The sequence below is a fragment of the Brevundimonas sp. AAP58 genome (assembly GCF_001295975.1).
GTDB lineage: Bacteria > Pseudomonadota > Alphaproteobacteria > Caulobacterales > Caulobacteraceae > Brevundimonas.
On sequence record NZ_LJHU01000129.1, the window covers coordinates 1 to 12,123 of the forward strand.

A 12,123-nucleotide genomic window follows, 5' to 3' on the forward strand; every position below is an offset into this window, starting at 1 on the left:
ACAGGACGGGCGTTGGATTCATTGGGGGAATCCGGGCGTCGTTGGACGATTGAGAAAAACAGCGCGCGTTTCTCTCCCTTTCCCGCTGGGAGAGGGAGAGCTATTTCTTTGCCGCCGCCTTCTTCGGTGCCGCCTTCTTCGCCGCCGGCTTCTTGGCGGCGGCCGGCTTTTTCGCCGGTGCCTTCTTGGCCTTGGCGGGCGCGGCGGCGGCGCGGGCGGCGAGGAGAGGAAGCGCGATCCCGAGCGTCATGTCCTCGGGCGCCGTACCCTTGGGGATCGTGGCGTTGATCTTGCCGGACTTCACATAGGGGCCGAAACGGCCGGCCATGACGTGGACGGGTTCGCCGGTTTCCGGGTGAGCGCCCAGGTCCTTCAGCGGCGCCGTGGCCGCGCCGCGCCCTTTGAAGCCGCCCGCGCGCTTTTCGGCGAGGAGGACGACCGCGCGGTTCAGGCCGATCTCGAAAACCTCATCGATATCCGCGACATTGGCGTAGGTCCCGGCATGGAGGATGAAGGGGCCGTAGCGGCCCAGGCCCGCCATGATGGGCTTGCCGTCCTCCGGATGGTCGCCGACGGGACGGGGCAGGGACAGCAGGCGCGACGCCTGTTCCAGCGTCAGGGTCGCCGGGCTCCAGCCCTTGGGCAGGGAGGAGCGCTTGGGCTTGTCCTCGCCGGGGACCGGGGTTTCGACATAGGGGCCGAAGCGGCCGATCTTGAGCGCGACGGGCTGGCCGGTTTCCGGATCGATCCCGAGGTCGCGGTCGCCGCCGGTCTCCTCGCCCGCGTTCTCGCCCGCGCCGAAGCCGCGCGTGTAGCGGCACTCCGGATAGCGCGAGCAGCCGATGAAGGAGGACTTCATCTTGAAGCTGGCCTTCAGGTGCAGCCGTCCCTGCTTGCACAGCGGGCACAGGCGCGGGTCCGACCCGTCGCCCTTGTCCGGGAACAGGAAGGGGCCGATGGCGGTGTCGAGCTCGTCGATCACGCCCTGGCGCTCCAGCACGGTGGCGGTCGCGGGCTTCAGCTTGGACCAGAAGTCGCGCAGCAGCGCCTTCCAGTCCATGTCGCCGGCCGAAACCTCGTCCAGCTGGGTCTCCAGCGCGGCGGTGAAGTCGTATTCGACCCACTGGCCGAAGAACTGCTCCAGGAAGGCGGTGACCAGGCGGCCGTTGTCCTCCGGGATGAAGCGGTTCTTGTCCATGCGGACATAGCCGCGGTCGCGCAGGGTCGTCAGGATGGAGGCGTAGGTGGAGGGTCGGCCGATGCCGAGCTCCTCCAGCTTCTTGACCAGGGTCGCCTCGGAATAGCGGGGCGGCGGCTCGGTGAAATGCTGTTCCGAACGAATGGCTTCGACGCGGGCCTTGGCGCCCTCTTTCAGGACGGGGAGGCGGGCGGTGTGGTCGTCTTCCTCGGGCTCGGCGCCCTTCTGCTTCTCGTCGCGGCCTTCCTCATAGACGGCGAGGAAGCCGTCGAAGGTGACGACCTGGCCGGTGGCGCGAAGGCCGGTCTGGGCGTCGGGGGTCTCGATCTCGACCGTGGTGCGGTCCAGGCGGGCGGCCTCCATCTGTGAGGCGACCATGCGCTTCCAGATCAACTCATACAGGCGCTGGAGATCGGATTCGAGGCGCAGGGTCTCTGGGCGACGGGCGATGTTGGTCGGCCGGATCGCCTCGTGCGCTTCCTGAGCATTCTTGGCTTTTGACTTGTAATACTTGGGTTCTGCGGGGACGAAGGCCGGGCCGAAGACCTCGCCGATGACCTCGCGGGCCTGGGCGATGCCCTCGGGCGTGGTCTGGACGCCGTCGGTCCGCATATAGGTGATCAGGCCGCCGGTTTCGTCGACGCCCTCGTACAGCTTCTGGGCCGCGCGCATGGTTCGCTGGGCGTCGAAGCCGAGCTTGCGCGCCGCCTCCTGCTGCAGGGTCGAGGTGGTGAAGGGCGGCGAGGGGAAGCGGCGGACCGGCTTCTTCTCGATCGACTTGATGGTGAAGTCGCCGGACTGGATGGCGGCGCGTGCGGCGGATGCCGTCGCCTCATCCTTGATGTCCAGGCGCTGGACGCGCTTGCCGGCGTGCTTGACCAGGCGGGCGGTGAAGGGCGGGCTGTCGGCGGCGAGGTCGGCCTCGATCGACCAGTACTCCTGGGGCCGGAAGCGTTCGATCTCCAGCTCGCGGTCGACGACGATGCGCAAAGCGACCGACTGGACCCGGCCGGCCGAGCGCGCGCCGGGGAGCTTCCTCCACAACACGGGCGAGAGGGTGAAGCCGACGAGGTAGTCGAGCGCGCGGCGCGCCAGGTAGGCCTCGACCAGCTCCATGTCGATCTGGCGCGGGGCGGCCATGGCGTCGAGCACGGCCGACTTGGTGATGGCGTTGAAGGTGACGCGCTCGACCGGGGTGTCCTTGAGCGCGCGCTTCTTGTTGAGCACATCCAGCACGTGCCAGCTGATGGCCTCGCCCTCGCGATCGGGGTCGGTGGCCAGGATCAGGCGGTCGGCGCGCTTGGCGGCCTCGGCGATCTCGGACATGCGCTTGGCGGCCTTGGGATCGACCTCCCAGTCCATGGCGAAGTCCTCGTCGGGCTTCACCGAACCGTCCTTCGAAGGGAGGTCGCGGATGTGGCCGTAGGAGGCGAGCACCTCGTAGCCCGAGCCGAGGTATTTGTTGATGGTCTTGGCCTTGGCGGGGCTCTCGACGATGACGAGATTCATTACGGCTCAGTCTGAGGGGAGGGGCGGCGAACGTGGTTGGGCAGGCGGCGTCTGTCAATCGGACGAGACAATTCGCCTTATGGTTGCCAAACAGGCTTAGGTTGTGGTCATCTGCGGCGTCACCCCAGCGAAGGGCCTCGCCATGACCACCCCGTTCGAGTCCACGCCGCGTTCGCAGAAGCCGCAGCCGCACGAGCCCGAACGCCGCGAGTTCCCAGTGCGCGAGTACATCGGGGCGATGGCCGTCGAACTGGCGCAGATGGCGCGATGGGACGGGGACGAGGACCTGGGGCTGTTGCTGGACGCGGCGGCGGCGAGGGCGGCCGAGGCGGTTCCGGCCGTGCCGGTGGAGCTGGACCCGCCCGCCCGGCGTCGCACGGCCTAGGTCGAGGCGAGACCGCCCGGGAGCAGGGTCGCGCGGCCCATGAGGCTGAGCTCCAGCAGGGCGGCGGCGACCTCGGCGACGGGGGCGTTGAGCGCGCGAGCGATCTCGTCGCGCGGCGTCGGCGTGGGCGAGAGCAGGGCGGCGACGCGGTCGAGGAAGGCCGTGTCGAGCTCTCCGTCGGGAGTGCTGGCGTCGAAGGGATTGTCGGCGGGCGGCTCGGCAAGGGTGCGCAGGGTCTCCAGGCCGCGAATCACGTCGTCGACGCCCTCGCAAATATGGGCGCCCTGACGCAGGAGCTCGTTGGGGCCTTTCGAGCGGGGATCCAGCGGCGAGCCGGGGACGGCGAAGACCTCACGGCCCTGCTCATTGGCGAGGCGGGCGGTGATGAGGGAGCCGGAGCGGATCTCGGCCTCGACCACGACGACACCTCGAGAAAGGCCGGAGATGATGCGATTGCGGCGCGGGAAGTCGCGGGCCTGGGCGCGGGCGCCGATGGGGCTTTCGGAGACCACGGCGCCCCGGTCGACGATCTGGTCGTAGAGGGCGGCGTTGTCGGGCGGATAGACGTCGTCGACGCCCCCGCCGAGCACGGCGACCGTGCCGGTCGGGAGCGAGCCGGCATGCGCGGCGGCGTCGATGCCGCGGGCCAGGCCGGAGACGACGACGAAGCCCGCCTCGCCGAGCTGCTGGCCCAGGCCGCGCGCGATCCTCTGGCCACCCGCGGAGGCGATGCGGGCACCGACGATGGCGACGGAATCCTTGGCCAGCAGGCTGGCGTCGCCTCGAACCCAGAGAACGGGCGGGGGCGGGTCCAGGGCGGCGAGGCGGGGCGGGTGCTCCGGGTCGCCCAGCACGATCAGGCGGGCGCCGATCCGGTCGGAGGCGGCGAGCTCGGCCTCGATCCGCTCGACGGGCGGGAGGGCGAAGCCGTGGCCGCCGCCCTTCCTGACGAGGTCGGGCAGGGCGTCGAGCGCGCGCTCGGCCGAGCTGAAGCGTTGCAGCAACTGCCGGAAGGAGACGGGGCCGACGCGGTCGGTGCGGGCGAGCCGCAGCCGGGCGAAGCGCTCGGCCGGGCTAAGGCTCATGCCTTCTTCGCGGCGCCGATGCGGGGCTCGGCCCCCTTCAGCAGGCGGGCGATGTTCTCGTGGTGGCGGATCCAGATCAGGGCGGCGGTGAAGATCGCCAGGACCAGGATCGGCTGCTCCGCCGGGAGGCCAAACGCCGGCAGGGGCAAGAGGGCGTAGACCGGGGCCACGAGGGAGGCCACGAGGGCGGCGAGCGAGGAGTAGCGGAGCGCGAAGGCGACAATCAGCCAGGTCGCGCCCGCCATGAGGCCGAGCGGCCAGGCCGCGGCGATCAGCAGACCGAAGAAGGTAGCGACGCCCTTGCCGCCCTTGAAGCCGAGCCAGACGGGGAAGAGGTGGCCGAGGAAGGCCGCCCCGCCGGCGATGGCGCCGGCGACCTCCGACCCGAACAGCTCGCGCGCGATCAGCAGGGCGGCCGCGCCCTTGCCGGCGTCGAGGAGCAGGGTGACGAGCGCCAGGTCCTTGCGGCCGGTGCGCAGCACATTGGTGGCGCCGATGTTGCCCGAACCGATCTTGCGCACGTCGCCGGCCCCGGCGGCGCGGGTGATCAGGACGCCGAACGGGATGGAGCCCAGCAGATATCCGCCCACAGCGACCGCCGCGAGGGTTCCGAGCGCCGGGCCCACTAGATCCTGCAACTGATTCGCTCCCGCCAGACGTGCATCGTCAGAATGCGGCGCGACGGATGCGGCGGCAAGGGCGGCAGAGGGTTCCGGCGGCGCGCTGTGGCCGTTAAGAGACGCCTCCGCCCGATCCGGAGAGCGCCATGATCCGCCTGTTCGCCACGACCGCCGTCGCCGCCCTGTTGGCCTCGGGCTGCGCCGCCACGCCGGTGCGGCAGGAGGCGGATCAGGCGCCCGTGCTGGCGGCCTTCTTCGACTGCGTGAGGGAGACGGGCGGGGTGATGGTGTCGGCGCATCGGGCCCAGTCGGCGGACGACCAGCCGGAGAACTCCATTCAGGCCATCGAGGCGACCGGGCGGGCCATCCCCGGCGCGATCGTCGAGATCGACGCGGCCCTGACATCGGACGGGCGGCTGGTGCTCATGCACGACGAGACGCTGGAGCGGACGACGACGGGGACAGGACGGGTGGCGGACCTGACGTTCGAACAGGTGCGCGCGGCGCGGCTGGAGGCGACGGACGGAACGGTGATCGATGCGCCCCCGCCGACGCTGGCCGAGGCGCTGGAGGCGGCGCGGCGGGCGGGCGTGATCGCCTCGATCGATCTGAAGCCGGCGGATGAGGCGGCGACCCTGGCGCTGGCGCGGCGGGTGGTCGAGGAGGTGCGGGCGGCGGGCGCGCAGGATCGGGTGATCCTGATCACCTATTCGCCGGAAACGGCGCGGGCGGTGGCGGAGATGGCGCCGGAGATGATGATCTCGGCGGGGCTGAACGATGTGGAGGGGCTGGAGGGGCTCAATCCGGCGCAGATTCTGGCGTGGACCGGGACGCGGGAGGCGCGGCCGGCGCTGTGGCGAGCGCTGGCGGAGCGGGGCGTGGAGGCGCAGTTCGGGACGCTGGGTGCGCCGGGACGGCGGCTGGACGACCGCTATGCCGAGGATGGGGACGTGTCGGAGTACCGGGACCTGTTCGAGCAGGGCGCGGTCGTGATCGCCACCGACGCGCCGCTGGCGGTCAGGAGCGTGCTGGGGGCGGAGCTGGAACGGGCTTCAGAGTGCCCTCGCCCATAGGGAGAGGGCTTGAGCGCCCGAGAGCGCAGCGATCGGACTTGCGCGAAAGGGTGAGGGGATCGAACGTGGCAGGGGAGGCAGGGCGTTGGATCAACGAGAGTTTCGCACCAGGCGAGCGCGGGCTCTGCGTCAGGACCAGACCCGTGCCGAGAGCACGCTCTGGCAGGCGCTGCGGAATGGGAAGCTCGATGGGCACAGGTTCAGGCGGCAATACGGGATAGGCCGATACTTCGCTGACTTCGCCTGTGTAAAGCTGAAGCTTGTCGTCGAGTTGGACGGGGGCGTTCACGACGACGACGAGAACGACCTGAAGGATCAGTTCCGCGAGCAGGAGATCGAACGGCTGGGATGGTTCATCATCCGGTTCCGCAATGAGCAGGTGACGGGTGACCTATCCGGCGTGCTGGCCGGCATCCGCGATTACGCCGCGCGGGTGAGAGCGTAACCCCTCACCCTTTCGCGCAAGGACGACGGCGGAGCCGTCGTGCGCTCAAGCCCTCTCCCGTTGGGAGAGGGATGTCCTCACCACCACCGCTCGGGCTTGCCCACGCTGCCCGCCGCCTGTTCCAGCGCCGCGCCGACCTGGAAGACGGTGGCTTCGTCCAGCGCCTTGCCGATGACCTGGAGGCCCAGCGGGAGGCCGTTCTTGTCGAGGCCGGCGGGGACGCTGATGCCCGGCAGGCCGGCGAGGTTGGCGGTCACCGTGAAGACGTCGTTCAGATACATCGTCACCGGGTCGATCTGCTTGTCGCCCAGGGCGAACGCGGCGGACGGCGTCGACGGCGTCAGGATGGCATCGACCTGGCCCCACACATTGTCGAAGTCCTGGGCGATGCGGCGGCGGACCTTCAGAGCCCGGACATAGTAGGCGTCGTAGAAGCCGGCCGACAGCACATAGGCCCCGATGGTCAGGCGGCGCTGGACCTCCTTGCCGAAGCCCTCGGCGCGGCTGGTCTCATAGAGGTCGGTGAGCGATTTCGCCTCGGCCGCCCGGTGGCCGAAGCGCATGCCGTCGTAGCGGGCGAGGTTCGACGATGCCTCGGCCGGGGCGACGATGTAGTAGGTCGGAAGGGCGTACTTGGTGTGGGGCAGCGAGATGTCGACGATCTCGCAGCCCGCGTCCCGCAGCCAGGCGACGCCCTGGTCCCAGAGCGCCTGGATTTCGGCGGGCATGCCGTCGACGACGTATTCGCGCGGCACGCCGATGCGCAGGCCCTTGACCGACTGGCCCACCGACTGGGTCCAATCGGGCGTCCCGACGTCGAGGCTGGTGGAGTCCTTCACGTCGAAGGAGCACATGGAGCGCAGCAGGATGGCGGCGTCCTCAACCGTCTTGGTGATCGGGCCGGCCTGATCCAGCGAACTGGCGAAGGCGACCATGCCGTAGCGGCTGGCGCGGCCGTAGGTGGGCTTGATGCCGACGGTGCCGGTGAAGGCGGCGGGCTGGCGGATCGAACCGCCGGTGTCGGACGCCGTGGCGGCGAGACACAGGTCCGCCGCGACGGCCAAGGCCGAGCCGCCCGAGCTGCCGCCCGGCGTCAGGTCTGCGTTGGAGCCCTTTGATTTCCAGGGATTCTTGACCGGGCCGAAGGCCGAGGTCTCGTTGGAGGAGCCCATGGCGAACTCGTCCATGTTCAGCTTGCCCAGCATGACCGCGCCGTCGCGCCACAGGTTGGCGGTGACGGTCGATTCATAGGGCGGGACGAAGCCGCGCAGCATGTTCGACCCGGCCGTCGTCTGGACGCCGTCGGTGCAGAACAGGTCCTTGATGCCGAGCGGCGCGCCTTCGAGGGCGCCGGCGTCGCCCGAGGCGATGCGGGCATCCGACGCGCGGGCCATGTCGATGGCCTTGTCGGCCGTGATCTCGACGTAGGCGTTCAGCGTCGGGTTGGCGGCCTCGATCGTCGAGACGAAGGCGCGGGTGATCTCCTCCGAGGAGAAGGCCTTGGACGACAGGCCGTCCAGCGCGGCTTTCAGGGTCAGTTTCGTCAGGTCGGACATTCTATTCGACCACCTTGGGCACGACGAAGAAGCCGTCGGCGGACTTGGGCGCGTTCGACAGGACCGCCTCGACCTTGCCGCCGTCGGTGACGACGTCGTCGCGCAGACGCAGCGGCTGGGCGACGTTGGAGGTCATGGGCTCCACGCCGGTGACATCGACCTCCTGCAGCTGCTCGATCCAGGCCAGGATGCCGTTCAGCTCCTGCGCCAGGGGCTCCAGCCGGTCGTCGGGGGTCTTGATGCGGGCGAGGTGGGCGACCTTCCTCACCGTCTCGGCGTCGATGGCCACAGGGCCCTCCAGTCGATAGGGGTCAAGCGGGCGGGATTAGCCGCCCGTGCCGCGCCGCACAAGAACCGGAGCGGCTACTGCGCCGGTGTGACGGTGACGGCCGTCGGCGGGCCTTCGTCGGAGCCCATCGTCCACTGGACGATCACGCGGCGATGGCGGTCGCCGATCTGGCCGGACGCCTCGTCATAGGTGCTTTTGTGCAGGTCCAGGTCGACGCGGCCCGGCGATGACGACAGGACCGTGTAGTCGAGGACATCGCCCAGTTTGTAGACGGTCCAGGGCTCGCTCGGGGCCACATAGAAGGCGATGTAGGTGTAGAGGCCGTTCATGGCCGGGTCGCCGCCCGCGGTGCCGAACAGCTTGGCCTGGCCCTCGCTGACGGGATCGACGCGGACGACGCTGGCGGCGTCCTGGACGCCCTCGGCTTCGGCGGGCTCGGGGGTCAGGGGCGCGGCCGGGCCGGACGGGGTGAGGGGGACGGTCTGCGGAGCCGGAGCCGCGCCGGCTGCGGCGTCCGGGCCTGCAGAAGCTTCGCCATTGGCTGCGTCGGTTCCCTCGGTCGCCGCGTCGCAGGCGCTGACGGACAGAGCCAAGGCGACGGCCCCGGCGATGGTGAAGGCTGAACGCGACATGGAACCCCTCCCGATGGCGAGGCCGGCACCCTGTGCTTTGACAGTGCGGAAGGCAACGCCTAGCGGGGGCGCGTGCCGATCTATGACCTGACAGACCTGCCCGCCGCCTGTCCGCCGGACACGCCGTGGATGGGGCTCGATCTGGGCGAACAAACCATCGGGGTGGCGGTGTCGGACGCGAGCCGCATGATCGCCAGCCCGCTTGAGCTCATCCGCAAGACGAAGTTCACGCAGGATGCAGAGGCGCTGTTCCGGTTGATGGACGGACGCGGGGTTTCAGCGCTGGTGATCGGCCTGCCGATGAACATGGACGGGACCGAAGGGCCGCGCGCGCAGTCGTGTCGGGCGTTCGCGCGCAATCTGGAGCGGTTGCGGCCCGTGAACGTGGCCTTCTGGGACGAGCGGCTGTCGACCAGCGCGGTCGAGCGATTCCTGATCGACGAACTGGACCTGAGCCGCAAGCGGCGTGCGGGCGTCGTGGACCGGACGGCGGCGGCGTGGATCCTTCAGGGTGCGCTGGATCGGCTGCGTCCCTCGTCATGACCGCCCTGCTCGCCGGGGTCGTGCCGGTCTTCGTGCTGATCGCCATCGGCTATGGCCTGCGAAAGTCCGACTTCCTGCCGGACGCGGCGTGGCGGCCGATCGAGAAGCTGTCGATTCATCTGCTGTATCCGGGCTTTTTGATCCCGGCGATCTGGCATGCGGACATCTCGGGCGGCGGGGCGACTGCGGCCGGGGCGGCGGCGGTCAGCGCGGTGCTGATCATCTCGGCGGTGACGCTGCTGGCGCGGCCGCTGATCAAGATCGACGGGCCGGCCTACACCTCGGTGTTCCAGGGGGTGATCCGGTGGAACAGCTTCGTCTTTCTGCCGGTGATCCAGGCGGTCTATGGGCCGGACGGACTGGCGCTCGCGGCCGTGGTGATCGGGGCGATGATCCCGGTGACCAACGTGCTGTGCGTGATCGTGCTGGTGCGCTGGGGGGCGGATCAGCGGGAGCTGTCGGCGCTGTCGCTGGGCAGGGCGATCCTGTCCAATCCCATCCTGATCGCCTGCCTGATCGGGCTGGCGCTGAACCTGACGGGTGTGCCGAGGCTGGGCGGGATTTCCGAGACGCTGGAGCTGCTGGGCGGAGCCGCTCTGCCGCTGGGGCTGATCGTGGCGGGGGCGGGACTGAGCTTCGCCGAGGTGGCGCGGCGCAAGGCGACCATCACGGCGGTGTCGATCGTCAAGCTGGTCATCACGCCGTTCCTGATGTGGGGGCTGTGCCGGCTGTACGGCGGGTCGGAGACGGCGCAGGGGATCGCGCTGCTGTGCGGGGCGGCGCCGGGGGCGGCGGCGTCCTACATCCTGGCGCGGCAGATGGGCGGGGACGCGCCTCTGATGGCCGGGATCGTGGCGCTGACGACGGTCGGCAGCGCGGCGGGCATACCGATCCTGCTGGCGCTGTTCCATCTGGCGTGAGGAGGGGCTATAGCGCGGCTTTGATGACAGACTCAGCCGTCGCCGCCGACCTGATCGCCGACCGGCTGGTCCCGTTCCCGAAAGCCCATTTCCTGGCGGCGGCGGATCTGAACCCGCCGTTCGCCGCATCGCTGCTGGATCTGGCCGATGCGTTCGTGGACCTGAACCGGCAGTCGACCAAGGCACTGGACCTGCTGCGCGGGCGCACGGTGCTGAACCTGTTCTTCGAGAACTCGACGCGGACCAGTTCCTCGTTCGAGATCGCGGCCAAGCGGTTGGGCGCCGACGTCGTGACCATGCCGGTCGGGGCCAGTTCGGTGAAGAAGGGCGAGACGCTGATCGACACCGCGGTGACGCTGAACGCCATGCGGCCGGACATCCTGGTGGTGCGGCACGGGGCGTCGGGGGCGGCGGCGTTGCTGAGCCAGAAGGTCGGTTGCGCGGTCGTGAACGCGGGCGATGGGCGCCATGAGCATCCGACGCAGGCCTTGCTCGATCTGCTGAGCCTGCGCCGCGCCTTCGGGGACGTGGGCGGGCTGACGGTGGCGATCTGCGGCGACATCGCCCACAGCCGGGTGGCGCGATCCAATGTCGCTTTGCTGTCGATGATGGGGGCGCGGGTGCGGCTGATCGGGCCGCCGACGCTGGTGCCGGGCGACGCGGATCGCTGGGGCTGCGAGGTGTCTCACGACATGCGCGAGGGCCTGGCGGGCTGCGACGTCGTGATGATGCTGAGGCTGCAGCTGGAGCGGATGGACGGGGCGCTGGTGCCGTCGACGCGGGAGTATTTCCGGTTCTGGGGACTGGATCGCGAGAAGCTGGCGTGGGCCAAGCCGGGGACCAAGGTGATGCATCCGGGGCCGATGAACCGGGGGGTCGAGATCGATTCCGACGTGGCGGACGACCTGTCGGTGTCTCTGATCCAGGATCAGGTCGAGATGGGCGTGGCGGCGCGGATGGCGGTGCTGGCCTCGCTGGCGATGCGACTGGAGGGCGCGCGATGAGCCTGGCCATCGTCAACGCCCGCCTGCTGGACCCGGCGTCGGATTACGACGGACCGGGGGCTGTGCTGGTCGAGGACGGGGTGATCACCGTCGTCGAGCACGGCGCGGCGCCCATGCGGGCCGAGCAAGTCGTCGACGCGGGCGGGCTGTGCCTGGCACCGGGGCTCATCGACATTCGCGTCCGCACCGGCGAGCCGGGCGCTGAGCCGAAGGAGACGTTGAAGTCCGCGAGCCTGGCCGCGGCGGCGGGTGGGGTGACGACCATCGTGGTGCAGCCGGATACGGACCCCGCCGTGGACGATCCCGCGATGGTCGACTTCATCCAGAGGCGCGGGGCGGCGCTGGGGCTGGTCAATGTGCGGGCGGCGGGCGCGGCGACGAAGGGTCGGGGCGGGAGCCGGATGGCCGAGATCGGCCTGATGCACGAGGCGGGGGCTCTGTATTTCACCGATGGGGACCATGTCATCGCGGACAGCCGGGTACTGAGCCGGGTCATGAGCTATGCGACGGCGTTCAACGCCCTGATCGCGTGTCGGCCGGCCGATCCGTGGCTGTCGGAGGGGGCGGTGGCGACGTCGGGGGAGCTAGCGACACGGCTGGGCCTGCCGTCGGCGCCGGCCATCGCCGAGCGAATCCAGCTGGAGCGGGACCTGGCGCTGGTCGAACAGACCGGCGTGCGGTTTCTGGTGGACCAGATCTCGACGGAAGCCGCGCTGGAGGTGCTGGCCCGGGCGCGGGGCCGGGGGCTGGAGGTCGCGGCGTCAGTGTCGATCAACCACCTGTGTTTCAACGAGGTGGACATCGGCGACTATCGGACCTTCTACCGGCTGGACCCGCCGCTGCGGCCGGAGAGCGACCGGCGGG

Annotated in this window: 13 protein-coding genes; 7 read left to right on the plus strand and 6 right to left on the minus strand. The window is 69.9% G+C overall.

All coding sequences use genetic code 11. The features are described from left to right. Positions 1-100 precede the first annotated feature (100 nt). A complete protein-coding gene (gene topA / locus IP78_RS14285) occupies positions 101-2,707 on the minus strand; it encodes a type I DNA topoisomerase (RefSeq protein ID WP_054112332.1) in 2,607 nt (868 codons plus the stop codon). Positions 2,708-2,849: 142 nt separating this feature from the next. On the opposite strand from topA, the gene IP78_RS14290 reads away from it, so the two are divergent. After that, a complete protein-coding gene (locus IP78_RS14290) occupies positions 2,850-3,092 on the plus strand; it encodes a hypothetical protein (protein WP_156320441.1) in 243 nt (80 codons plus the stop codon). Here IP78_RS14290 and dprA read toward each other — a convergent pair. Continuing rightward, a complete protein-coding gene (gene dprA, locus IP78_RS14295; RefSeq protein WP_054112334.1) occupies positions 3,089-4,177 on the minus strand; it encodes a DNA-processing protein DprA in 1,089 nt (362 codons plus the stop codon). The two genes, IP78_RS14290 and dprA, sit on opposite strands and share 4 nt — an antisense overlap. Next, positions 4,174-4,815 carry a glycerol-3-phosphate 1-O-acyltransferase PlsY gene (plsY, locus tag IP78_RS14300; RefSeq protein WP_054112335.1) on the minus strand — a complete coding sequence of 214 codons (642 nt, stop codon included), beginning with the start codon at positions 4,813-4,815 and terminating at the stop codon, positions 4,174-4,176. The genes dprA and plsY overlap by 4 nt, the downstream gene beginning before the upstream one ends. A gap of 128 nt (positions 4,816-4,943) precedes the next feature. Between plsY and IP78_RS14305 the strand changes: the two genes are divergently transcribed. After that, positions 4,944-5,870: a glycerophosphodiester phosphodiesterase family protein gene (locus IP78_RS14305; RefSeq protein WP_054112336.1), complete on the plus strand. Its 927-nt coding sequence runs from the start codon at positions 4,944-4,946 to the stop codon at positions 5,868-5,870. Between the two features lie 85 nt (positions 5,871-5,955). Then, positions 5,956-6,315 carry an endonuclease domain-containing protein gene (locus IP78_RS14310; protein WP_054112337.1) on the plus strand — a complete coding sequence of 120 codons (360 nt, stop codon included), beginning with the start codon at positions 5,956-5,958 and terminating at the stop codon, positions 6,313-6,315. Positions 6,316-6,392: 77 nt separating this feature from the next. Here IP78_RS14310 and gatA read toward each other — a convergent pair whose 3' ends face one another. The 3 genes from gatA to IP78_RS15405 all read right to left on the minus strand — a co-directional run bounded on the left by gatA (position 6,393) and on the right by IP78_RS15405 (position 8,792). Beyond that, entirely contained in the window at positions 6,393-7,871 is a 1,479-nt protein-coding gene (gatA, locus tag IP78_RS14315; protein WP_054112338.1) for an Asp-tRNA(Asn)/Glu-tRNA(Gln) amidotransferase subunit GatA, read from the minus strand. A gap of 1 nt (position 7,872) precedes the next feature. After that, the gene (gene gatC, locus IP78_RS14320; RefSeq protein WP_054112339.1) at positions 7,873-8,160 is read right to left on the minus strand and encodes an Asp-tRNA(Asn)/Glu-tRNA(Gln) amidotransferase subunit GatC; all 288 of its coding nucleotides are present in this window, start codon (positions 8,158-8,160) and stop codon (positions 7,873-7,875) included. 74 nt (positions 8,161-8,234) lie between these two features. Further along, positions 8,235-8,792 carry a hypothetical protein gene (locus tag IP78_RS15405; protein ID WP_054112340.1) on the minus strand — a complete coding sequence of 186 codons (558 nt, stop codon included), beginning with the start codon at positions 8,790-8,792 and terminating at the stop codon, positions 8,235-8,237. 72 nt (positions 8,793-8,864) lie between these two features. Here IP78_RS15405 and ruvX point away from each other — a divergent pair, with 72 nt between their 5' ends. The 4 genes from ruvX to IP78_RS14345 all read left to right on the plus strand — a co-directional run. Continuing rightward, a complete protein-coding gene (ruvX, locus tag IP78_RS14330; protein WP_054112341.1) occupies positions 8,865-9,335 on the plus strand; it encodes a Holliday junction resolvase RuvX in 471 nt (156 codons plus the stop codon). Then, complete coding sequence (locus IP78_RS14335) at positions 9,332-10,255, plus strand: AEC family transporter (RefSeq protein WP_054112342.1); 924 nt, start codon at positions 9,332-9,334, stop codon at positions 10,253-10,255. Before ruvX ends, IP78_RS14335 begins: the two co-directional genes overlap by 4 nt. A 23-nt stretch (positions 10,256-10,278) precedes the next feature. Then, positions 10,279-11,259: an aspartate carbamoyltransferase catalytic subunit gene (locus tag IP78_RS14340; protein ID WP_054112343.1), complete on the plus strand. Its 981-nt coding sequence runs from the start codon at positions 10,279-10,281 to the stop codon at positions 11,257-11,259. Beyond that, positions 11,256-12,123, plus strand: an 868-nt coding sequence (locus tag IP78_RS14345; protein ID WP_054112344.1) for a hypothetical protein, incomplete at its 3' end; no start/stop codon positions are given. The genes IP78_RS14340 and IP78_RS14345, both read left to right, overlap by 4 nt.

Coding starts and splice junctions, on each gene's coding strand:
- dprA (WP_054112334.1), bottom strand. CDS start 4,177: ATGAGCCTTAGCCCGGCCGAGCGCTTCGCCCGGCTGCGGCTCGCCCGC.
- topA (WP_054112332.1), bottom strand. CDS start 2,707: ATGAATCTCGTCATCGTCGAGAGCCCCGCCAAGGCCAAGACCATCAAC.
- IP78_RS14305 (WP_054112336.1), top strand. CDS start 4,944: ATGATCCGCCTGTTCGCCACGACCGCCGTCGCCGCCCTGTTGGCCTCG.
- gatA (WP_054112338.1), bottom strand. CDS start 7,871: ATGTCCGACCTGACGAAACTGACCCTGAAAGCCGCGCTGGACGGCCTG.
- IP78_RS15405 (WP_054112340.1), bottom strand. CDS start 8,792: ATGTCGCGTTCAGCCTTCACCATCGCCGGGGCCGTCGCCTTGGCTCTG.
- IP78_RS14340 (WP_054112343.1), top strand. CDS start 10,279: ATGACAGACTCAGCCGTCGCCGCCGACCTGATCGCCGACCGGCTGGTC.
- IP78_RS14335 (WP_054112342.1), top strand. CDS start 9,332: ATGACCGCCCTGCTCGCCGGGGTCGTGCCGGTCTTCGTGCTGATCGCC.
- IP78_RS14290 (WP_156320441.1), top strand. CDS start 2,850: ATGACCACCCCGTTCGAGTCCACGCCGCGTTCGCAGAAGCCGCAGCCG.